General features: G+C 62.0%; 16 protein-coding genes. 9 read left to right on the forward strand and 7 right to left on the reverse strand.

Annotation, left to right across the window (positions count from 1 at the left end; genetic code table 11):
• Positions 1-1,827: a D-alanyl-D-alanine carboxypeptidase gene (locus E7813_RS12125; RefSeq protein ID WP_291574143.1), complete on the reverse strand. Its 1,827-nt coding sequence runs from the start codon at positions 1,825-1,827 to the stop codon at positions 1-3.
• A 402-nt stretch (positions 1,828-2,229) separates the two neighbouring features.
• Here E7813_RS12125 and E7813_RS12130 point away from each other — a divergent pair, with 402 nt between their 5' ends.
• A complete protein-coding gene (locus E7813_RS12130) occupies positions 2,230-2,571 on the forward strand; it encodes a phasin family protein (RefSeq protein WP_291574145.1) in 342 nt (113 codons plus the stop codon).
• Between the two features lie 78 nt (positions 2,572-2,649).
• On the opposite strand, the gene E7813_RS12135 is transcribed toward E7813_RS12130, so the two are convergent.
• Entirely contained in the window at positions 2,650-4,389 is a 1,740-nt protein-coding gene (locus E7813_RS12135; RefSeq protein ID WP_291574147.1) for a TadE/TadG family type IV pilus assembly protein, read from the reverse strand.
• Between the two features lie 507 nt (positions 4,390-4,896).
• On the opposite strand from E7813_RS12135, the gene clpS reads away from it, so the two are divergent.
• Together clpS and clpA are read left to right on the forward strand one after the other, a co-directional pair.
• Positions 4,897-5,229: an ATP-dependent Clp protease adapter ClpS gene (gene clpS, locus E7813_RS12140; RefSeq protein WP_291574149.1), complete on the forward strand. Its 333-nt coding sequence runs from the start codon at positions 4,897-4,899 to the stop codon at positions 5,227-5,229.
• 248 nt (positions 5,230-5,477) lie between these two features.
• Positions 5,478-7,898, forward strand: a complete 2,421-nt coding sequence (gene clpA / locus E7813_RS12145) for an ATP-dependent Clp protease ATP-binding subunit ClpA (protein ID WP_291574151.1) — start codon at positions 5,478-5,480, stop codon at positions 7,896-7,898.
• A gap of 675 nt (positions 7,899-8,573) precedes the next feature.
• On the opposite strand, the gene E7813_RS12150 is transcribed toward clpA, so the two are convergent.
• A complete protein-coding gene (locus E7813_RS12150) occupies positions 8,574-8,933 on the reverse strand; it encodes a PilZ domain-containing protein (protein WP_291574152.1) in 360 nt (119 codons plus the stop codon).
• A gap of 273 nt (positions 8,934-9,206) precedes the next feature.
• Between E7813_RS12150 and E7813_RS12155 the strand changes: the two genes are divergently transcribed.
• From E7813_RS12155 to tsaA, 4 genes are all read left to right on the forward strand, one after another.
• A complete protein-coding gene (locus tag E7813_RS12155) occupies positions 9,207-10,193 on the forward strand; it encodes a lytic transglycosylase domain-containing protein (RefSeq protein WP_291574154.1) in 987 nt (328 codons plus the stop codon).
• A 35-nt stretch (positions 10,194-10,228) separates the two neighbouring features.
• Positions 10,229-11,230, forward strand: a complete 1,002-nt coding sequence (locus E7813_RS12160) for a phosphotransferase (RefSeq protein WP_291574156.1) — start codon at positions 10,229-10,231, stop codon at positions 11,228-11,230.
• A gap of 88 nt (positions 11,231-11,318) precedes the next feature.
• The gene (locus E7813_RS12165; protein WP_291574158.1) at positions 11,319-12,302 is read left to right on the forward strand and encodes a tripartite tricarboxylate transporter substrate binding protein; all 984 of its coding nucleotides are present in this window, start codon (positions 11,319-11,321) and stop codon (positions 12,300-12,302) included.
• 5 nt (positions 12,303-12,307) lie between these two features.
• Positions 12,308-12,799 carry a tRNA (N6-threonylcarbamoyladenosine(37)-N6)-methyltransferase TrmO gene (gene tsaA, locus E7813_RS12170; RefSeq protein WP_291574160.1) on the forward strand — a complete coding sequence of 164 codons (492 nt, stop codon included), beginning with the start codon at positions 12,308-12,310 and terminating at the stop codon, positions 12,797-12,799.
• 5 nt (positions 12,800-12,804) lie between these two features.
• On the opposite strand, the gene E7813_RS12175 is transcribed toward tsaA, so the two are convergent.
• From E7813_RS12175 to E7813_RS12190, 4 genes are all read right to left on the reverse strand, one after another.
• Positions 12,805-13,230, reverse strand: a complete 426-nt coding sequence (locus E7813_RS12175; RefSeq protein WP_291574163.1) for an HIT domain-containing protein — start codon at positions 13,228-13,230, stop codon at positions 12,805-12,807.
• 22 nt (positions 13,231-13,252) lie between these two features.
• Positions 13,253-14,497, reverse strand: a complete 1,245-nt coding sequence (locus E7813_RS12180; RefSeq protein WP_291574164.1) for a GNAT family N-acetyltransferase — start codon at positions 14,495-14,497, stop codon at positions 13,253-13,255.
• A gap of 114 nt (positions 14,498-14,611) precedes the next feature.
• On the reverse strand, positions 14,612-15,364 hold the full coding sequence (locus tag E7813_RS12185; RefSeq protein WP_291574166.1) for a glycerophosphodiester phosphodiesterase: 753 nt from the start codon (positions 15,362-15,364) through the stop codon (positions 14,612-14,614).
• Between the two features lie 13 nt (positions 15,365-15,377).
• On the reverse strand, positions 15,378-15,845 hold the full coding sequence (locus E7813_RS12190; protein ID WP_291574168.1) for a RidA family protein: 468 nt from the start codon (positions 15,843-15,845) through the stop codon (positions 15,378-15,380).
• Between the two features lie 225 nt (positions 15,846-16,070).
• On the opposite strand from E7813_RS12190, the gene E7813_RS12195 reads away from it, so the two are divergent.
• Together E7813_RS12195 and E7813_RS12200 are read left to right on the forward strand one after the other, a co-directional pair.
• A complete protein-coding gene (locus E7813_RS12195) occupies positions 16,071-16,949 on the forward strand; it encodes a cell envelope integrity EipB family protein (RefSeq protein ID WP_291574170.1) in 879 nt (292 codons plus the stop codon).
• A gap of 248 nt (positions 16,950-17,197) precedes the next feature.
• On the forward strand, positions 17,198-17,405 hold a 208-nt coding region (locus tag E7813_RS12200; protein ID WP_291574172.1), incomplete at its 3' end, for a hypothetical protein.

Genomic DNA, 17,405 nt, shown 5'->3' on the forward strand with positions numbered 1-17,405 from the left:
TTAGTTCCGAACGGTGATGCAGGAGATGTCGGAGCGCTTCAGCGTCCGGCATACCGCTTCGGCCTGATCGCGGTCGAGACCGGCGAAACGGGCCCGGAACAGCTTTCGATCGCCCTTGGCGACCACCGGCTCGGTGAACGGGTCGGCCTTGCTGAGCAGGCCGTGGGCCTGGTTGCGCGCCGCCTCGATGCGCAGCCGAGCTTCGCTTTCGCTCTCCAGCGCCCCGACCTGAATGATCCACCCGGTATGGGCTGCGATCGGCTTGATGGCGCCGTCTTGCTGAATGGTCTGCGGTTGCGAATGGGACGCTGGATCGGCGTAAGCCATCGCCTGCGACGTGGGGGATGGCGGGCTCGAGGCCGGCAACACCCCGAGTATGCCGTTTCCGGTGCCGTGGTTTGCCGGCTGTGGCGGCATTTCGGTTTTGGCGGCTTCCGGTTTCCTGACCTCGGTTTTATCGGTTTCAGCTTTGGCCAAGACTGCGCTCGAGGACTCCGGCACTGCCGGTCGTCCCGCGGCCGATATCGAACTGGTGACGGGCGTAGCGGGTTGGGACGGACCGGCCGAGGCAAGCTTGGTCTGGCCGGCCTTGATCTGGACGGTCTTCACTTTGACCGGCTTCATCGGCTCCGACGAACCGGGGATTGTCCCAATTGGCTGAGTTTGAATCACGCCGTTGGTGAAGGGCGCCGGCTCGGTCCTGGCTTGCTCGGGCTTGGCTTGCGGCGGAGGTACAGCCGCGGTTGCGGCGGCGATCAGGGATCGCGACGGCGCCGTGCGTGCCGGAGCGGCAACCGGCTCCGGAGCCGCGGAAGCCACCTGGACCGCGCCCTGGACCTGAACCATCTGGGTCGGCCGCGACGCAGCTTCGTCTTCCGCAACATCGGCATTGGCATCCGATGGACTGCGTTCGGTGATCGCGGCGACGGTATGCTTGCTCGCGGCTTTTTCGAGATTCTCGGCGAGCAGGTTGCGCATGATGGCGTCGCGCGAACCGCCGCTGCGGCCTCCCATGACAACGCCGACCAGATAGCGGTTGCCGCGGCGCATCGAGGTTACGAGATTGAAGCCGGACGCGCGGGTGTAGCCGGTCTTGATCCCGTCGACGCCTTCGACGCTGCCGAGCAGGTGATTGTGGTTGCGGATGGAATGGCCGTGGTAGTTGAAAGCCTGGGTGGAGAAGTAGCGGTAGTAACGCGGAAAACGCTCCTGGATGGCGCGGCCGAGGGTGGACTGATCGCGCGCCGTGGTGACCTGGTCGTCGTCGGGCAGGCCTGAGGCATTGCGGTAAACCGTCCGGGTCATGCCGAGCGCGCGCGCCTTGCGGGTCATCAGCTTGGCGAAATCGCCTTCGTCGCCGGCGATGGCTTCGGCGATCACGACGGCGGCATCGTTGGCCGAACGTGTCACCAGTCCCTTGATGGCGTCTTCGACCTGGATGGTTTGACCGGGACGCAGGCCGAGCTTGGTGGGAGCTTGCTCGGAGGCGTGTTCGGTAACGTTCATCTCGCTATCGAGCTTCATCTTGCCGGCCTCGAGGCGCTCGAACAGCAGATAAAGCGTCATGATCTTGGTGAGCGAGGCGGGATGACGGCTCGCGTCGGGATTGCTGGAGGCGAGGGTCGCGCCGGAATTGCCGTCTACGATGATGGAGGAAAACGCCGGGCTATAGCTTTCCTGGACTTCATGCCGAACGTAATGGCGATGCCTGTAGTAGCGGCGCGCATCGGCGGTACTGGTTGTCAGAATGACCGCTGATGTGATTGTGACCAGCCCGAAAACGCAAACCCGCAAGACCTGCGAGGAAGCCAGTTTTGTACGAAGCATAGACTTCCCCGTCCCAATTTCCGTCTTGATCACCGGTTCGTGAGGCCAAATTATGCCCAACCCCCGGCAAGTTTCGCCAGCCTGCAGGTCCGATCCACAGAAGCATTTGCGGCGCTCTCGCCGATCGGACCGAAGATCTAGCTAAGGTCCTGTACACAAAGAGTTTTTGGACTGTTGCCCGGAATACGAGCAGCTTCAGAGTGAGGTTAGGTTGCCCGGGTTTCCAAAAGATTAAGCAACCCTTGCGCCATCTTGCCGGATTCGCGGCTAATTGATCCATATTTGTGCGATGCACAAAGATTCTTGACTTTATTGTGCGATGCACTATATAGGGGACGCGTCCAAGGAGCCGGAACCTCCCGGCACGTCATTTACACATCGGTCCGGGAAAGGACTTTCATCATGGTCAAGGTTGAAGACATTCAGGCGTACGGAAAAGAGCATTTCGACACGATGGTTGCATCGGCAGCCACCCTGCAAAGCGGCGTTCAGGCGATCGCAAGCGCCTACGGCGAATACACCAAGAAGTCGTTCGAAGACACCAAATCGTTCGTCGAGAAGCTGTCGGGCGTGAAGTCGCTGGACAAGGCGGTCGAAGTGCAGACCGAATACGCGAAGTCCGCCTACGAGACTTTCGTGGCCGAGTCGCAGAAGATCGCCGGCATGTATACCGATCTCGCCAAGGAGACCTTCAAGCCGCTGCAAGGCATGGTTGCGAAGTTCACTCCGGCTGCCGCGGCGTAATAGCGACAAGCGGTTTTTCCAATATCAAAAAGCCCGGCCGTATGGCCGGGCTTTTCTTGTTTCCGGATGTGCTAGCGATTATCGCGCGACGCGCAGTTGCGACAGCGAAGTTCCGATCGAATTGAAGGTGGTGACGATCTCGTTTGCCGAGGTCAGCATAAAGAATTTGCTGGGATCGGTCGCACAGTTCTGCAGCACGCTCGAAGTGGGGTCGGCGGGCGAACTGGTGTTCACCTGAATCGTATAGATCGTGTACATCGGCCCGTTGGTCTTGGGGTCGATCATGGCCTTGATATTCTGGCACAGCAGCGCCTGGCGGTTGTCGATCAAACCGTTACCATGCGCGTCGACATTTTGCGTGCTGCCGTCGCCGTTGGCCGGCCACCGGTCCTCGGTGTTCAAACCGTCGGACAACAGGATGATCGCCCTGTTGTAGGTGTAGGTGGAATCCTCCGCTGGTGCATTCATCGGCGCCGACTGCAATAGCGACTCCCACGCCCAGGCAAGCCCGATCGCCTGGTCGGTACCGCCCGTCGGTTGCATCGCCGCGATAGTGGCTTTGAGCGAGGTCCAGTTGTAGCTCAGCGGCACGATCTGCTGCAGGGGCGTAGAGCTGTTGGGGTCGCAGTAGGCTGTGCCGTTCTCGTAATACTGGTTGGCCGGGAACAGCGTCGCCGTGGTGGTCGTCGTCGGCGTGGTGTTTTGAGCGTCATAGGGCTGGGTGCGATCGGTGACGCAGCCCGTCCAGGTGCTGGTCGCATTGGCGACCCAAGTGTGATCGTACAGGGAGACGGTGCAGACCTTGCCGCTGCCGCTGCAGGAGCACGTGGAGTTGGCGCCGCTGCAACTGGCGGACCCGCCGGTGGAGTAGGTGGCCGTCTGCGCCGGACTTTTAAGCGCGCTGGTCCAGCAGCCATTATACATGGTGTGCGAGTTGGCATCGAGCCCGGGACAAATGTAGCCTTTGTAAGAACCGCTCGACGGTATCGAGGAGGTGTTCGAACTGGCGTTGACCGGGCTGGTCGTGCAGACGAAACCGCTGTTGCTGGTCGTGAACGAACACGTCGAGCCCGGTCCGATCGAGGACCAGTTGCTCGGCAAGGTTGGCTGCGGCGAAAGGGTCGGCTGCACGGTTGGCGGGTTGGCCCAGTCGGTCCAGTCGATCCAGTTCTGGGTATAGTTGCTGGCGCCGACATTGACGACCTTGGCAAAGGGAATGATCGAAATGTAGACGTCGCCGGAATTTTGGGCGAGCGCGCTGAGCTGGTTGATCAGATTGGTCGCGGCGGTTCTCAGCGCGGTTATTTTGCCGTCGGCCGCCATCGATCCGGTATTGTCGAGCGCCATCGCCACGCGCATTTTCACATTGCCCCATGCGGCGGTCGAACTGGTGTTGAAGCTGATGTTCGGGAAGCCGGCGACCCTCATGAAATCGGTGGTAATGGATCCGGATCCATTGACCTGTATGGTCGAACCCAGGCTGCCATTGCTGGCAGTGTAGGCCGCGTTGATCGAAACCGACTGGGCGTCGGGATTGGTGTAGAGTGCGGCGAAATAGGTTTGAGCCTTGGCATTGATCTGCGATGTCGTGATCAGCCCGCTGGACAGATCCTTCGAAAGCATCAAGGCGGTCGAGTCGAGGGCCGCCTGCATCGACGAGCGCGCGCTGTTGGCGCGGGAATAATCGACCGCCGCGCCGACGAAGCTGATCACCGGCACCAGCGCAATCGCGAAGATCACCGCGATATTGCCCTGATTGGCCCCGATGAAGCGGCCGGCTGCCGCGCGAACACGCCTGATAGTGGATGCACCGAACATGACTGTCACCGAAATTGGGTTTTCGCCCCTGTTTCGGTTGTCGCGACTAAAGAGGTGGTAAACCCGTCCGGTGAAAACCGGGCCGAAGTCGCGTGAACCGCGAATCGGGCGTCCCAAGCGATTGCTAGGGTCAACGGCCGCTAAACGGCCGGCGGCTTTATTTTGTCAAATCGGACGGGATTGATTAACCTTGGGCGATCGCCGAGCCGGGAATCAGGCCCGCCGCAAACCGCGTTTGATGAGAGTTTGCGTGCTTGCGGTGAGCCTGGGCCCGACCCATATTCCTGCAATCGATTAAGCGGATGGGTCAGGCCGGCCGGGAGCGGCGATCCGGAAAATGCATCTGGGGAACCTCTTAAGATGGCTCCGGCGGAAGCCATCATTTGAGAGGGGCGCCTTGGCTGCTAGCCGGTTCCCATGGGGATTTCGAACGCCAGTGCCATGTTGCAATTAACTTCCCAATTTGATCTGAGCGGGTTGTCCGGCTTTTCCGCATCCGCTCCCCGAATGGGCAATGACGAGACCCGAGGCGGTGGCGGCGGGGGTCCGGCCACATCCGTTATCGCCAAGGTCAAGCCGAAGACCAAGCGCCCGAACCTCTATCGCGTGCTGATATTGAACGACGATTACACGCCGATGGAATTCGTCGTTCATGTTCTGGAGAAGTTCTTCCAGAAGGATGCCGAAGCCGCGACCAAGATCATGCTGCACGTCCATCATCACGGAATAGGGGAGTGCGGCGTGTTCACCTACGAGATCGCCGAGACCAAGGTGACGCAAGTGATGGATTTTGCACGCAAGCACCAGCATCCCCTGCAATGCGTGATGGAAAAAAAGTGAAGTAGCCTCACAGTGAACCCTCCAAAACAGGAACGGGTTTTGCATTGATCCGTCCGAATCGATTCGGAAAGGGGCCGCTTCCCGCAGTTTGCGGGACCGGTTTGGCGTGAAAGCGGCGCGCATATTAGAGGAAAACCACGGTTGCGGAGCCGGCCTTTCGCCTTGATCGTGCGTAACTATATGACAAAGGTTGTTGTTGCCTGATCGGGCAACGCCGATCATGATGGTGGGGGCCACAGAGGACGCGAATGCCGACTTTTTCCCAGAGCCTAGAACAATCCCTGCATCGTGCGCTGGCGATAGCCAACGAGCGCCACCACCAGTATGCGACGCTTGAACACCTGTTGTTGTCGTTGATCGATGATTCGGACGCGGCCGCCGTGATGCGGGCCTGCAGCGTCGATCTTGACAAGCTGCGCACCAGCCTCGTCAATTATCTCGAAACCGAGTTCGAAAACCTGGTGACTGATGGCGCTGACGACGCCAAGCCGACCGCGGGCTTTCAGCGGGTGATCCAGCGCGCGGTGATTCACGTCCAGTCATCCGGCCGCGAGGAAGTTACCGGCGCCAACGTGCTGATCGCGATCTTCGCGGAGCGCGAAAGCCACGCCGCCTATTTCCTGCAGGAGCAGGACATGACCCGCTACGACGCGGTCAACTACATCAGCCATGGCATCGCCAAGCGGCCCGGGGTGTCGGAAGCCCGTCCGGTGCGCGGGGTCGACGAAGAGACCGAGACCAAGGGCAATGAGGATTCCAAGAAAAAGGGCGAGGCGCTCGATACTTACTGCGTGAACCTCAACAAGAAGGCGCGCGACGGCAAGATCGACCCGGTGATCGGGCGAAATGCCGAGATCAACCGCGCCATTCAGGTGTTATGCCGCCGGCAGAAAAACAACCCGCTGTTCGTGGGCGAGGCCGGCGTCGGCAAGACCGCGATTGCGGAAGGGCTTGCCAAGCGCATCGTCGACAGCGAAGTGCCGGAAGTGCTGGCTGCCGCAACCGTGTTCTCGCTCGACATGGGCACGTTGCTGGCGGGCACGCGCTACCGGGGCGATTTCGAGGAGCGGCTGAAGCAGGTCCTCAAGGAGCTCGAGGCCCATCCGAACGCGATCCTGTTCATCGACGAAATTCATACCGTGATCGGCGCCGGTGCAACCTCCGGCGGCGCAATGGACGCCTCCAATCTGCTCAAGCCGGCACTCGCCTCGGGCATCATCCGCTGCATGGGATCGACCACCTACAAGGAATATCGCCAGCATTTCGAAAAGGATCGCGCGCTGGTACGCCGGTTCCAGAAGATCGATATCAACGAACCGACGGTGGAAGACGCGATCGCGATCCTCAAGGGCCTGAAACCCTATTTCGAGGACTATCACCGGCTGAAATATACCAACGAGGCCATCGAGGCCGCGGTGCAATTGTCTTCACGTTACATCCACGACCGCAAGTTGCCGGACAAGGCGATCGATGTGATCGATGAATCCGGCGCGGCGCAGATGCTGGTCGCCGAGAACAAGCGCAAGAAAACCATCGGCATCAAGGAAATCGAGACCACGATCGCGACCATGGCGCGGATCCCGCCCAAGAGCGTGTCGAAGGACGACGCCGAAGTGCTCAAGCATCTCGAACAGACGCTCAAGCGCGTGGTGTTCGGCCAGGAGAAGGCGATCGACGCGTTGGCGGCGTCGATCAAGCTGGCGCGCGCCGGGTTGCGCGAACCGGAAAAGCCGATCGGCTCCTATCTGTTCTCGGGTCCGACCGGCGTCGGCAAGACCGAGGTGGCAAAACAGCTTGCCGCCTCGCTCGGCGTCGAACTGATCCGGTTCGACATGTCGGAATATATGGAGCGTCACACCGTGTCGCGCCTGATCGGCGCGCCTCCGGGCTATGTCGGCTTCGACCAGGGCGGCCTGCTCACCGATGGCGTCGACCAGCATCCGCATTGCGTGGTGTTGCTCGACGAAATCGAGAAGGCGCATCCGGACCTGTACAACGTGCTGCTGCAGATCATGGATCACGGCAAGCTGACCGATCACAACGGCAAGCAGGTCAATTTCCGCAACGTCATCCTGATCATGACCACCAATGCCGGCGCGGCCGACCTTGCGCGCCAGGCGTTCGGCTTCACGCGAAACAAGCGCGAAGGCGACGACCACGAAGCGATCAACCGGCAGTTCGCGCCCGAGTTCCGCAACCGGCTCGATGCCATCGTCTCGTTCGCGCATCTCAATGTCGATGTCATCGGCATGGTGGTCGAGAAATTCGTGCTGCAGCTCGAGGCGCAGCTCGCCGACCGCGACGTCACCATCGAACTGTCGGAGCCCGCCAAGGCCTGGCTGATTCAGCATGGTTACGACGAGCAGATGGGCGCCCGCCCGATGGCGCGGGTGATCCAGGAGCACATCAAGAAGCCGCTGGCGGACGAAGTGCTGTTCGGCAAGCTGAAGGGCGGCGGCCACGTCCGCGTCGTGCTGGTCAAGGACGAGGCGAGCGCGGAGGCGGCCCAGGAAAAAATCGGCTTCGAATATGTCGAGGGGCCGGTGACGCCGAAGCCGGAAAAGCTGCCGGGCACGCGCAAGCGCCCGGTGCCGCGCAAGCCGAAATCGAGCGGCCCCAGCGGTGGGTCGAAGGGCCCGGCCTCGCGAGGTCCACTGGTCAAGGTCTGATACGACCGATATTGTCAATGAGAGCCGGCGCGTCGCAAGACCGCCGGCTTTTCGATTGGGCGGTGGCGGGAAGGCGCCCATCAGTTCCAAGGCGAGCGCGGCGGCCGCGCTCTGATCTAGGGTCGCGTGCAGCGCGGTTCTGACGGCAGGCAGGCAATGCCGACATTCGAGCAATAGACACCATCGGAATTGCGCCCGCAGGTTCGGCAACCGTCGGTCCACGCCGTGCAGGTAGCGTGCGGGCCCCTGGCAAACTCTTCGAGCCGCGTGTCGCCGCCAACCTTGGGTTCGTCTCGATGCCGCGTTTGGGAGTGGTTGGGAACGAGAGGCAGGTCGGCGGCAAATGCCGACCGCGTCCCGGAAGTTGGACCGAGAACCAACAGGGTGACGAGGGCGGCTATCTGGCACGGGCGCGACAAGGGAGTCCTCCGGTGCTGAGATTTACACCATCGAAGCCAGCATTTCACATTTCGGGGAATAACGGGGTGAGAAAGATTGCGCGGAGCAGCTGGCGTAAAGCGCTCGATAGGCCGCGGCGAACTCGCGGAAAACACACCGGGGCGGAACGCCCGTTAAAATTGGTTGCCGATCAGAGGGATATCGATGGGACTTAATAAGCGACTGTCGAGGTAGTTCGTCCGTCACCACGTGCTGGCTGCCTGGTGCGGCATGCATTCAGCCTTCGCCGAGAAGCTCCTTGATGCGGCGCTGAAGCTGGCGCTTTTTCAGTTCGCTCTTGCGCAGCCTCGCCTCAAGATCGGAGACGGGCAGTTCGGAAGAGGTGTCGGAGTTGAAGGCAACGCCGACGAAATTGTCGCGCCACCAGATGACCCTGGCGAGAAAGGAACGGCCTTTTCGCGCGATGGTCAGCGACATCTGTTTTGTGGGAAGCTTGATGACGTTGCTGAATTCAAGGCCGGCGCCGTTTTCGGAGATATTGCGCACGACGCAATCCCGCGTCGCGCCGCGTTCGCCGATCTCGGCGACGCCGCCGTAAATTACCTTGTCGCGCGCACCCTGGCGTCGATCCGGCATCGAACAGTACTCCCGATAAACGAGGGCGGACCTTACTCCGCTTCGTCGTATCCGAAAGACCATGGCCGGCAAAATGCCGCGTTAACGTAAACCGATCATGGCCGGAACGACGTTGATTTCTTCGGTTTTGGATGGTCCGGAGGGCCTTGCGCCGCGTTGTTTTTGCATCCTTGCGCGGTCGGATCACGTCTTGCGCTCCCACGCGCCCGCCATCATTCTTTGGTGGCCAAGGTTCCCTGTGTCCAGCGGGGGTCTGCAGACACCAAAACTGCCATGCGAATAACCATAGACCTGCATGCCGCGCTTAACGTTATGGTCGGGACGCTGCTGTTGGCGGCGCCGGCGATCGCGCAGGATAGGGCGCCTGCCGCGGGCGGAGGCGAGGTTGTGAAACCGAGCGTCGAAGAACTGGCCATGCCGGTGCCCAAGACGGCTGACCTTATAGGAAATACCGACACCCGCGAAGCGATGTGCCTGATGATCGAATCGGCGGCGCGGGCGCAAGACTTGCCGCTGGAATTTTTCGCGCGCGTGATCTGGCAGGAAAGCCGCTTTCAATCCGACGCGGTGGGACCGGTGACGCGCAACGGGCAACGCGCGCAGGGCATCGCGCAATTCATGCCGGGCACCGCGAGTGAACGCCGCCTGCTGGATCCTTTCGATCCGGTCCAGGCGCTGCCGAAATCCGCCGAATTCCTCGCTGAATTGCGCGGCCAGTTCGGCAATCTCGGGCTGGCCGCCGCGGCTTACAATGCCGGACCGCGGCGGGTGCAGGAATGGCTCGCCGGCACCGGCCCCATGCCGCAGCAGACCCGCAATTATGTGCTCGCCATTACCGGCACGCCGGTCGATGACTGGGCCACGGCGGGGAAGGGCGGCAAGCCGGCTGAGCATCGACCTGCCTCCAGTTGCCGCGAATTGATGGCGCTGCTCACGCACGCACCCAATCCGTTCATCACCCAGCTTGAGCAGCATGTGAGGCTCGGCGCCGCTAAACTGTGGGGGGTGCAGTTGGCTGCCGGCTGGAATCGTGAACAGGCGCTGGCGATGTATGCTCGCGCAATGCGGCGGCTTAGCGCTGTCATCGGCGACCAGGATCCGAGCTTGTTGAGTTCGATGCCGCGCAATCGAGGCACCGCTCCGTTTTATCAGGTGCGGATCGGCGCCGACACGCGTCCCGCCGCCGACGATCTCTGTAACCGCATCCGCCGTGCCGGCGGGGCCTGTTTCGTATTGCGGAACATGTTCGTCAGAGGCTGATCGCGTCCATCCGTGGCGTGGTGTAAGGAACGGTCATGAGTAGCGACTGTTTCAACGCTTTGCCCGATGACCATCGCGAAACCGCGCGCTCGGCGCTCTGCGCTGCCTTCGGTTCCGTTCCCATCAGCGCGATCGCGCCCATCGCTGGCGGAGCCACCAGTGCGTCGGTGTTCCGGGTCGAGACCGGCGGTCGGCGCTATCTGCTGCGGATGGAGGGGCAGCCAAGTCCGCTGCGCAATCCGCACCAGTATCTTTCCATGCGTATCGCCGCGGAGGCGAGGATTGCCCCGAGGATTCATTACGTCGATGAGACGTCTCGCGTCGCCGTGATCGACTTCATCGAGCAACGGCCGCTTGAGGCCTATCCAGGCGGCCCCCATGCGCTGGCGCAGGCGTTGGGAGTGTTGCTCGCGCGGGTTCAGGCTACATCGGTGTTTCCGGTCTTCGTCAACTATCCGGATATCGTCGCGCGCCTGTTCTCACATGTGCGCCGAACCGGTCTTTTTGCGGCGGGTATGCTGGATCCGCATGTCGAACGCCTTGAGTGGCTCGGCAAAGTCTATGACGCGGGAACGACAAGGCTGGTTTCCAGCCACAATGATCCCGTTCCGAACAATATTTTATTCGATGGCGAACGCCTCTGGATGATCGACTGGGAGTCGGCGTACCGCAACGATCCGCTGGTCGATGTCGCGATCATGCTCGACGGACTGGCGCGTTCGCCGGAACTGGAGAGCGCGTTGCTGCGGGCGTGGCTAGGTTGCGCACCGGACAAAGCTCTCTTCGCGCGGCTTGAGCTGGTGCGCGCGCTGACGCGTCTTTACTATGCAGGCGTTCTGCTCAGTGCCTCCGCGGCCGCATCCTCGGTGACGGACGACACGGATTTGTCGGTACCGACGGTTGCCGAATTCCGGCAGGCGATCCGCGCCGGCCGGCTGAAGGCCGGCACGCCCCAAACCAAACACATCCTGGGTAAGATGTTCCTCGCGTCATTTTTGTCCGGCGCGGCCACGCCGGGATTCGACGCCGCCGTCTAGCGAGGTTGCGGCGAACGGTGATGCTTGCTGGCAAATGGTGGCTCGGCTGATAGGGTCTGGCAACTCGGAAGATCAACGGGGAGGCGGCATGAATTTTTTTGCAAGGTCAGCCTTGATCTCAGGTCTCGTTATCGTCGCGGCATTTGCCGCTGCGCCTGTCATAGCCGCGGAATTTCCGGCGCGCCCGATCAAACTCGTTATTCCCTATGCCGCGGGCGGGCCGACCGATATTTTTGGCCGGCTGGTGGCTGAATATCTCGGCAAGGACCTCAAGCAAGCGGTGTTCGTCGAGAACAAGGCAGGTGCGCAAGGATCCTTTGGGGCCGAAATGGTGGCGCATGCCGAACCCGATGGTTACACCATGTTCGGCACGTCCGGCTCGGTCATCATTCTCAATCCGCTATTGTACAAGAAGCTGCCCTACGATCCGGCCAGGGATTTCCGGATGCTGGCGCTGGTAACCGAAGTGCCGGTGGTGTTGTCCATCAATCCTTCCGTGCCGGCGAAGACCATCGCGGAATTCGTTGCCTACGCCAGACAGAACCCCGGCAAGCTCAATTTCGGCTCTTCCGGGACCGGCAGCTTCACTCACCTTGCCGGCGAGATGTTCAAACAGATGGCGGGCATCGAGATGACCCACGTCGCCTACAAGGGCGCGGCGCCAGCGCTGACCGATGTCATTTCCGGCAACATCCAGCTGATGTTTGAATCCGTCAGCCTGGCGCTCCCGCAAATACGATCCGGATCGCTGCGTCCGCTCGGCATCAGTTCGACAAAGAGAATTTCCGGGCTTCCGGACGTGCCGACCATCGCGGAGAGCGGCTACCCCGAATATTTCGTCAGCGTCTGGAACGGGGTAGCTGTGCCGGCTAATGTTCCGGATGACGTCGTCCGGATTCTGACGGATAGTCTCGATCGGGTGATGAACGACCCTGCGTTCCGGGCATCGCTGGAGAAGGTCGGCTATACGGCGCTGCGTCCGCGCAGTCCCGCCGCCATCACCGAATTCATCGATGCCGAGCGCAACAGGTGGTCGGGTGTGATAAAGGCACGCAACATTTCATTGGATTGAGGGACATGGTTCGAGAAGGTGAAATCCGCGAAGGCGAACTCGCCGCCGAAATTCCCGCGGCGAACGATGCCGGTCTGGTCTTCATCGGCCGCATCCGCACGCCCTGGACCTCGCGCCTGATGACTCCGCGGCAAGGGCGTCACGACGGTCCGGTCTGCCGGCTCGAGATTTTCGAGCCATGGGCGCCGGCGCTGAAGGGGATCGACTTTTACTCGAATCTCGAAGTGCTGTACTGGCTGCATCTGTCGCGGCGCGATCTGGTGTTGCAAAGCCCGAAGGACAACAAATCGACCCGCGGCACGTTTTCGCTGCGTTCGCCGGTACGGCCGAATCCGATCGGCACCTCGATCGTCAAGCTGGTCGGCGTCGAAGGCTCGACCGTGCTGGTGCGCGGCCTCGATTGCCTCGATGACACGCCGCTACTCGACCTCAAGCCCGACCGCTGCGAATTCACCCCGCTTGCGCCGCCGCAGCCGGGGGATTTCGAGACGGAGTGACGGTATTAAGCCCTCAACGCCGCGATCAGCTTTGCCGCATTCTGCTCCAGCACCTTGCCATCCTCCTTGCGGCTTGCCGGCGGCAGCAGAGCCACGCCGTCGTGGCGCGGCATCACATGCATATGCAGGTGAAACACCACTTGTCCGCCGGCGGGCTCGTTGAATTGCTGGATGGTGATGCCGTCGGCCCTGAAGGCCTTCATGGCGGCGGCGGCGATGGTGTGGGCGCCGCGGGCGACATGGGCGTATTCGTCCGCTGAGATATCGAGGATGTTGCGGGCAGGGGCCTTCGGGATCACCAGCGTATGCCCGGTCACCCGCGGCATGATGTCGAGAAAGGCCAGCACGTCGTCGTCCTCATACACCTTGTAGCTGGGGAATTCGCCGCGCAGGATCTTCGCGAACGGATTGTTGTTGTCATACGCGGTCATGGCGGCTCCCTGCAATCTGGTTCTACTCGTCGGCGTTTTTGCGGAACGGTCCGGCCTCGGTGAGTTCGCGTGCGGCTTCGGCGACATAGGCGCGTTCCCGCCGGAGATAGTCGTCGATGGCGCGCCGCAGGCTAGGGTCGGCGATGCAATGCGCGGAGTAGGTGGTCTGCGGCAGGTAGCCGCGCGCGATCTTGTGCTCGCCTTGCGCTCCGGCCTCGACAGTTTTGAGCCCGCGTCGAATGGCAAAATCGATCGCCTGGTAATAGCAGACCTCGAAATGCAGGAACGGATGATGTTCGATCGCGCCCCAGTTGCGCCCGAACAGGGTATCGGAGCCGATGAAATTGATCGCGCCGGCGATCCAGCGGTTGTTGCGCCTCGCCATCACCAGCAGCACGTCCTCAGGCATGCTCTCGCCGATCAGCGAAAAGAAGCTGCGGGTAAGGTAGGGCCGGCCCCATTTGCGCGAGCCGGTCTCCATGTAGAAGGCGAAGAAGGCGTCCCAGGCGTCTTCGGTGATGTCGCTGCCGTTGAGCGCGTGGATCGTGATCCCCTCGGCGAGCGCCTCGCGCCGCTCGCGCTTGATCGCCTTGCGGTGGCGCGAATTGAGGGTGGCGAGGAAGTCCTCGAAACTGCCGTAGCCCTGATTGTGCCAATGGAATTGCTGGTCGTTGCGTTGCAGGAAGCCATGCTCGGCCAGAAGCTTCCATTCTGCTTCGCGGGCAAAGGTGACATGCACCGACGAGGCGTTGGTGGCGCTGCAGAGCGCGACCAGACCGCTTGCCAGGGCGTCGGCGATGCGGTCGGCATCGACGCCGTGGCGGATCAAGAGGCGCGGCCCGGCCGCCGGCGTGAACGGCACCGAGGCCTGCAGTTTCGGATAATAATGGCCGCCCGCGCGCTCGTAGGCGTCGGCCCAGCCGCGATCGAACACGTATTCGCCCTGCGAGTGCGATTTCAGGTAGCACGGCACGATGCCGGCGATGGTGCCATCGAGCCGGGCCAGCAGGTGTCGCGGTCCCCAGCCGGTGCGCGCGCAGGCCGATCCGGAGGCTTCCAGGGCCGAGAAAAAGGCATGCGAAACAAACGGGTTATAGCCGATCCCTGATTTGTCGCGCGAATCCCTTGCGGAATCAGGGGCGGCCAGGGTGTCGAAGCCATCGAGGGTGCCTGAATCGGCATTCGGATTGGCGCAGGCGTCCCAATCCTCAGCCGGAATCTGGCTGACGGAGGAGACGGCTTCGAGCGTTATTTCGGATGAATCCATCGACGATAAAAACCGGTCACAGGTTGCGATCAGCCATCGCTCATGGTGACATCTTGCAAGTGATATCCTGCAAAGATCGTGCATCGCGCCGGCGACTTCAAGGGCGCGAAAGCATCAGGTTCCCGGCACAAACCCCTCGAAAATCATCTGGTCGGCATGACGGGCCGCGGTGGCGCGCTGTTCACCCGTGCGCACCGTCCAGGTCAGCAGCGGGCAGCCGAAAATGTTGCGGGCGATCCAGGGTGCGGCCGCCGGCAGGTCGTCGACCCGGTAGGCGATGAAATGCGGCCGGGTGCGGAAGCTGTGGCGCAGATGGAGCATGCCCCGGCGCTGGGCAGGCGTCGCCTCCGGCCAGTCGGCTTGCTCATAGCTCCGCTCGGCGGTGATGCCGCGCGGCAATTGCGGCATCAGCTCGCGCAGCGCCACCACCTGGTCCGGATCGAACGACATTCCGACCGCAGGGCCATGATAGGAGGCGAGAACCTCCGCCATCCGCGCCGCCAGTTTGCGGTCGCCGTCAAAATGGCTCTTCAGTTCGATCACCAGCGGCACCCGGCCGGCGACCAGCGCGCAGAGATCGCCGAGCGACATCATCCGCTCGGAGGTATCCTTGAACTTGACCGTCTTGAGCTGTGCCGCGGTCATGCCGAGCAGCGCGCCTGAACCCTCGGTGAGGCGGCCGAGTTCATCGTCATGATGCACCATCGCCTCGCCATCGGCGGTGAGCTGAATATCGCTTTCGATGCTGAAATTGCCGGCGATCGCCGCTTGCGCAGCACCAGGCATGTTTTCGACGATGCCGCGGGCGCGGTCGTGCAGGCCGCGGTGGGCGACCGGCCGCGCCGTCAGCCAGTCCGGCGCGCGCATCGGCGTGCTCCGCCTAGGCGACCTCGAATATTCCCTCGACCTCGACCGAAGCGTCCGCTGGCAGCGAGGCGACGCCGACGGTGGTGCGGGCGTGGCGGCCCTTGTCGCCGAATGCCGCGACCATCAGGTCGGAAGCGCCGTTGAGCACCTTCGGCCCGTCGAGGAAATCGGGCGCCGAATTGACGAAACCGCCGAGCCTGACAACGCGGACCACCTTGTCGAGGTCGCCGAGCGCGGCCTTGATCTGCGCCAGCAGGTTGATGGCGCAGCCGCGGGCTGCGGCGTTGCCTTGTTCGACGCTCACGCCGGCGCCGAGCTTGCCCTTGGCGATCAGCTTGCCCTCCGGGTCGACGCAAACCTGCCCCGACACGAACAGCAGATTGCCGGTGCGGACGAAGCCGACATAATTCGCCACCGGGCTAGGAGGCGTATGCAAGACCACGCCCTGTGCCGCAAGTTTCTGCTCGATCGTACCCGCCATGTGCCGTCCCCGTTTGATGTGAAGTGCGCCCGAGCCTGCGATCGGGTGCGTTCTATTTCGCGCATCGCGCCGTCACATGCAAGCGAGGCCGGGATGGCGGCGAACCGCGGCCGGATGGCAAAAAACACGGCAATTCGACCTAATTCGTGATTTTCCGTGAAGTGGCCCCAGTTGCGGCGCAATAGGACGGTCATTAATGTCATGATTCCCAACCGAGGAAGCTGCATGGCTCGTTCGTTCCGGATCTCGCTTGGTGATGTCAGGTTGCTGGCGTTGACGGTTGCCGCCGTCGCATTTACGTCGGGCGTGAGCCTCGGGCGGGCCGATGCCGCGGCGAGCGGACCGTTTCTGGCGCACCAGGCGCTCTATGACCTCAACCTCGTGAAGTCGCGCGGCTCCAATTCGATCAGCAGCGCGCGGGGGCGCATCCTGTATAAATTTTCCGGCAGCGCCTGCGAAGGCTACACCTCGGATTTCCGCCAGGTGTCGGAACTGGACAGCGGCGAGGGCAACGTGACCCTGAGCGATCTGCGCTCGACCTCCTGGGAGGACGGCGCCGGCAAGAGCTACCGCTTCAAGATCGACTCGCGGATGAACGACGCCGACTCGAGCTCGGTCGACGGGGTCGCCGAGCGCACCGGCGATCACGTCACGGTCAAGTTGAAACAGCCGGTATCCAAGACCTTTACGCTCGACGGCAGCACGGTATTCCCGACCGAGCAGATCCAGCACATCATCGCGGCGGCGCAGGAAGGCAAATCGGTGCTTGCGCTGACGGTCTATGACGGCTCCGACAACGGCGAGAAGGTCTACAACACGCTGACCGTGATCGGCCAGCCGATTCCCGGCAGCCGGTCGACCGCGGAGCCCGACCCCTCCACCGAGAACGATTTGATGAAATCGCTGACGCGGTGGCCGGTCACGGTGAGCTATTACGACCGTGACGCCAAGCCCAATGACGGCGAGCAGACGCCGGTCTACGCGATGTCGTTCGAACTCTACGAGAACGGCGTCTCGCGGGCGCTGGTGCTCGACTACAATGATTTCGTCATTTCCGGCGCGCTGGGGAAATTCGATGTCAAGGATTCCAAGCCGTGCGAGTGAAGGGGCGACGGATGATGTTTCAGCGATGACGGTGCGCTCCCTCTCCCCTTGTGGGCCGAGACGAGCGAAGCTCGCTCTTAGAGGGTTGGGGTGAGGGGTTCAGGTCTATCGATAGTCTGTAACCCCTCACCCGGATCGCATCTGTCGATGCGATCCGACCCCTCCCACAAGGGGAGAGGTGACACCGCGCAGTGTGCTTCGATTTCGTTATTTCAAATAGCCCAACGTCATTGCGAGGAGCCACCGGGTTGCGCGAACGCGCGCCCGCTTCGCTCGCAATGACGTCTGAATACACGTTCGCAATCCCGCGGCGCGATGCGTCCGAGTTTTGCTGGAATTTCCGTTCCCTCGAAATCAGAGGGCGCAGGGAATGCCGGGCGCCCAATGCGCCCGCAGCCTGGCAGGGCAGAAAAACAAGCCATGCCAGCAAAGTCACCACGGTCACACCGGAAATCA

This window comes from Bradyrhizobium sp., from assembly GCF_004799405.1.
Lineage (GTDB): Bacteria > Pseudomonadota > Alphaproteobacteria > Rhizobiales > Xanthobacteraceae > Bradyrhizobium.

Bases quoted from the DNA above. Each gene is read 5' to 3' on its own strand.
- E7813_RS12180 (WP_291574164.1), bottom strand. From the start codon at position 14,497: ATGGATTCATCCGAAATAACGCTCGAAGCCGTCTCCTCCGTCAGCCAG.
- E7813_RS12160 (WP_291574156.1), top strand. From the start codon at position 10,229: ATGAGTAGCGACTGTTTCAACGCTTTGCCCGATGACCATCGCGAAACC.
- clpA (WP_291574151.1), top strand. From the start codon at position 5,478: ATGCCGACTTTTTCCCAGAGCCTAGAACAATCCCTGCATCGTGCGCTG.
- E7813_RS12185 (WP_291574166.1), bottom strand. From the start codon at position 15,364: ATGCGCGCGCCGGACTGGCTGACGGCGCGGCCGGTCGCCCACCGCGGC.
- E7813_RS12125 (WP_291574143.1), bottom strand. From the start codon at position 1,827: ATGCTTCGTACAAAACTGGCTTCCTCGCAGGTCTTGCGGGTTTGCGTT.
- E7813_RS12165 (WP_291574158.1), top strand. From the start codon at position 11,319: ATGAATTTTTTTGCAAGGTCAGCCTTGATCTCAGGTCTCGTTATCGTC.
- clpS (WP_291574149.1), top strand. From the start codon at position 4,897: ATGGGCAATGACGAGACCCGAGGCGGTGGCGGCGGGGGTCCGGCCACA.
- E7813_RS12150 (WP_291574152.1), bottom strand. From the start codon at position 8,933: ATGCCGGATCGACGCCAGGGTGCGCGCGACAAGGTAATTTACGGCGGC.
- E7813_RS12190 (WP_291574168.1), bottom strand. From the start codon at position 15,845: ATGGCGGGTACGATCGAGCAGAAACTTGCGGCACAGGGCGTGGTCTTG.
- E7813_RS12175 (WP_291574163.1), bottom strand. From the start codon at position 13,230: ATGACCGCGTATGACAACAACAATCCGTTCGCGAAGATCCTGCGCGGC.
- E7813_RS12135 (WP_291574147.1), bottom strand. From the start codon at position 4,389: ATGTTCGGTGCATCCACTATCAGGCGTGTTCGCGCGGCAGCCGGCCGC.
- tsaA (WP_291574160.1), top strand. From the start codon at position 12,308: ATGGTTCGAGAAGGTGAAATCCGCGAAGGCGAACTCGCCGCCGAAATT.
- E7813_RS12130 (WP_291574145.1), top strand. From the start codon at position 2,230: ATGGTCAAGGTTGAAGACATTCAGGCGTACGGAAAAGAGCATTTCGAC.
- E7813_RS12155 (WP_291574154.1), top strand. From the start codon at position 9,207: ATGCGAATAACCATAGACCTGCATGCCGCGCTTAACGTTATGGTCGGG.
- E7813_RS12195 (WP_291574170.1), top strand. From the start codon at position 16,071: ATGGCTCGTTCGTTCCGGATCTCGCTTGGTGATGTCAGGTTGCTGGCG.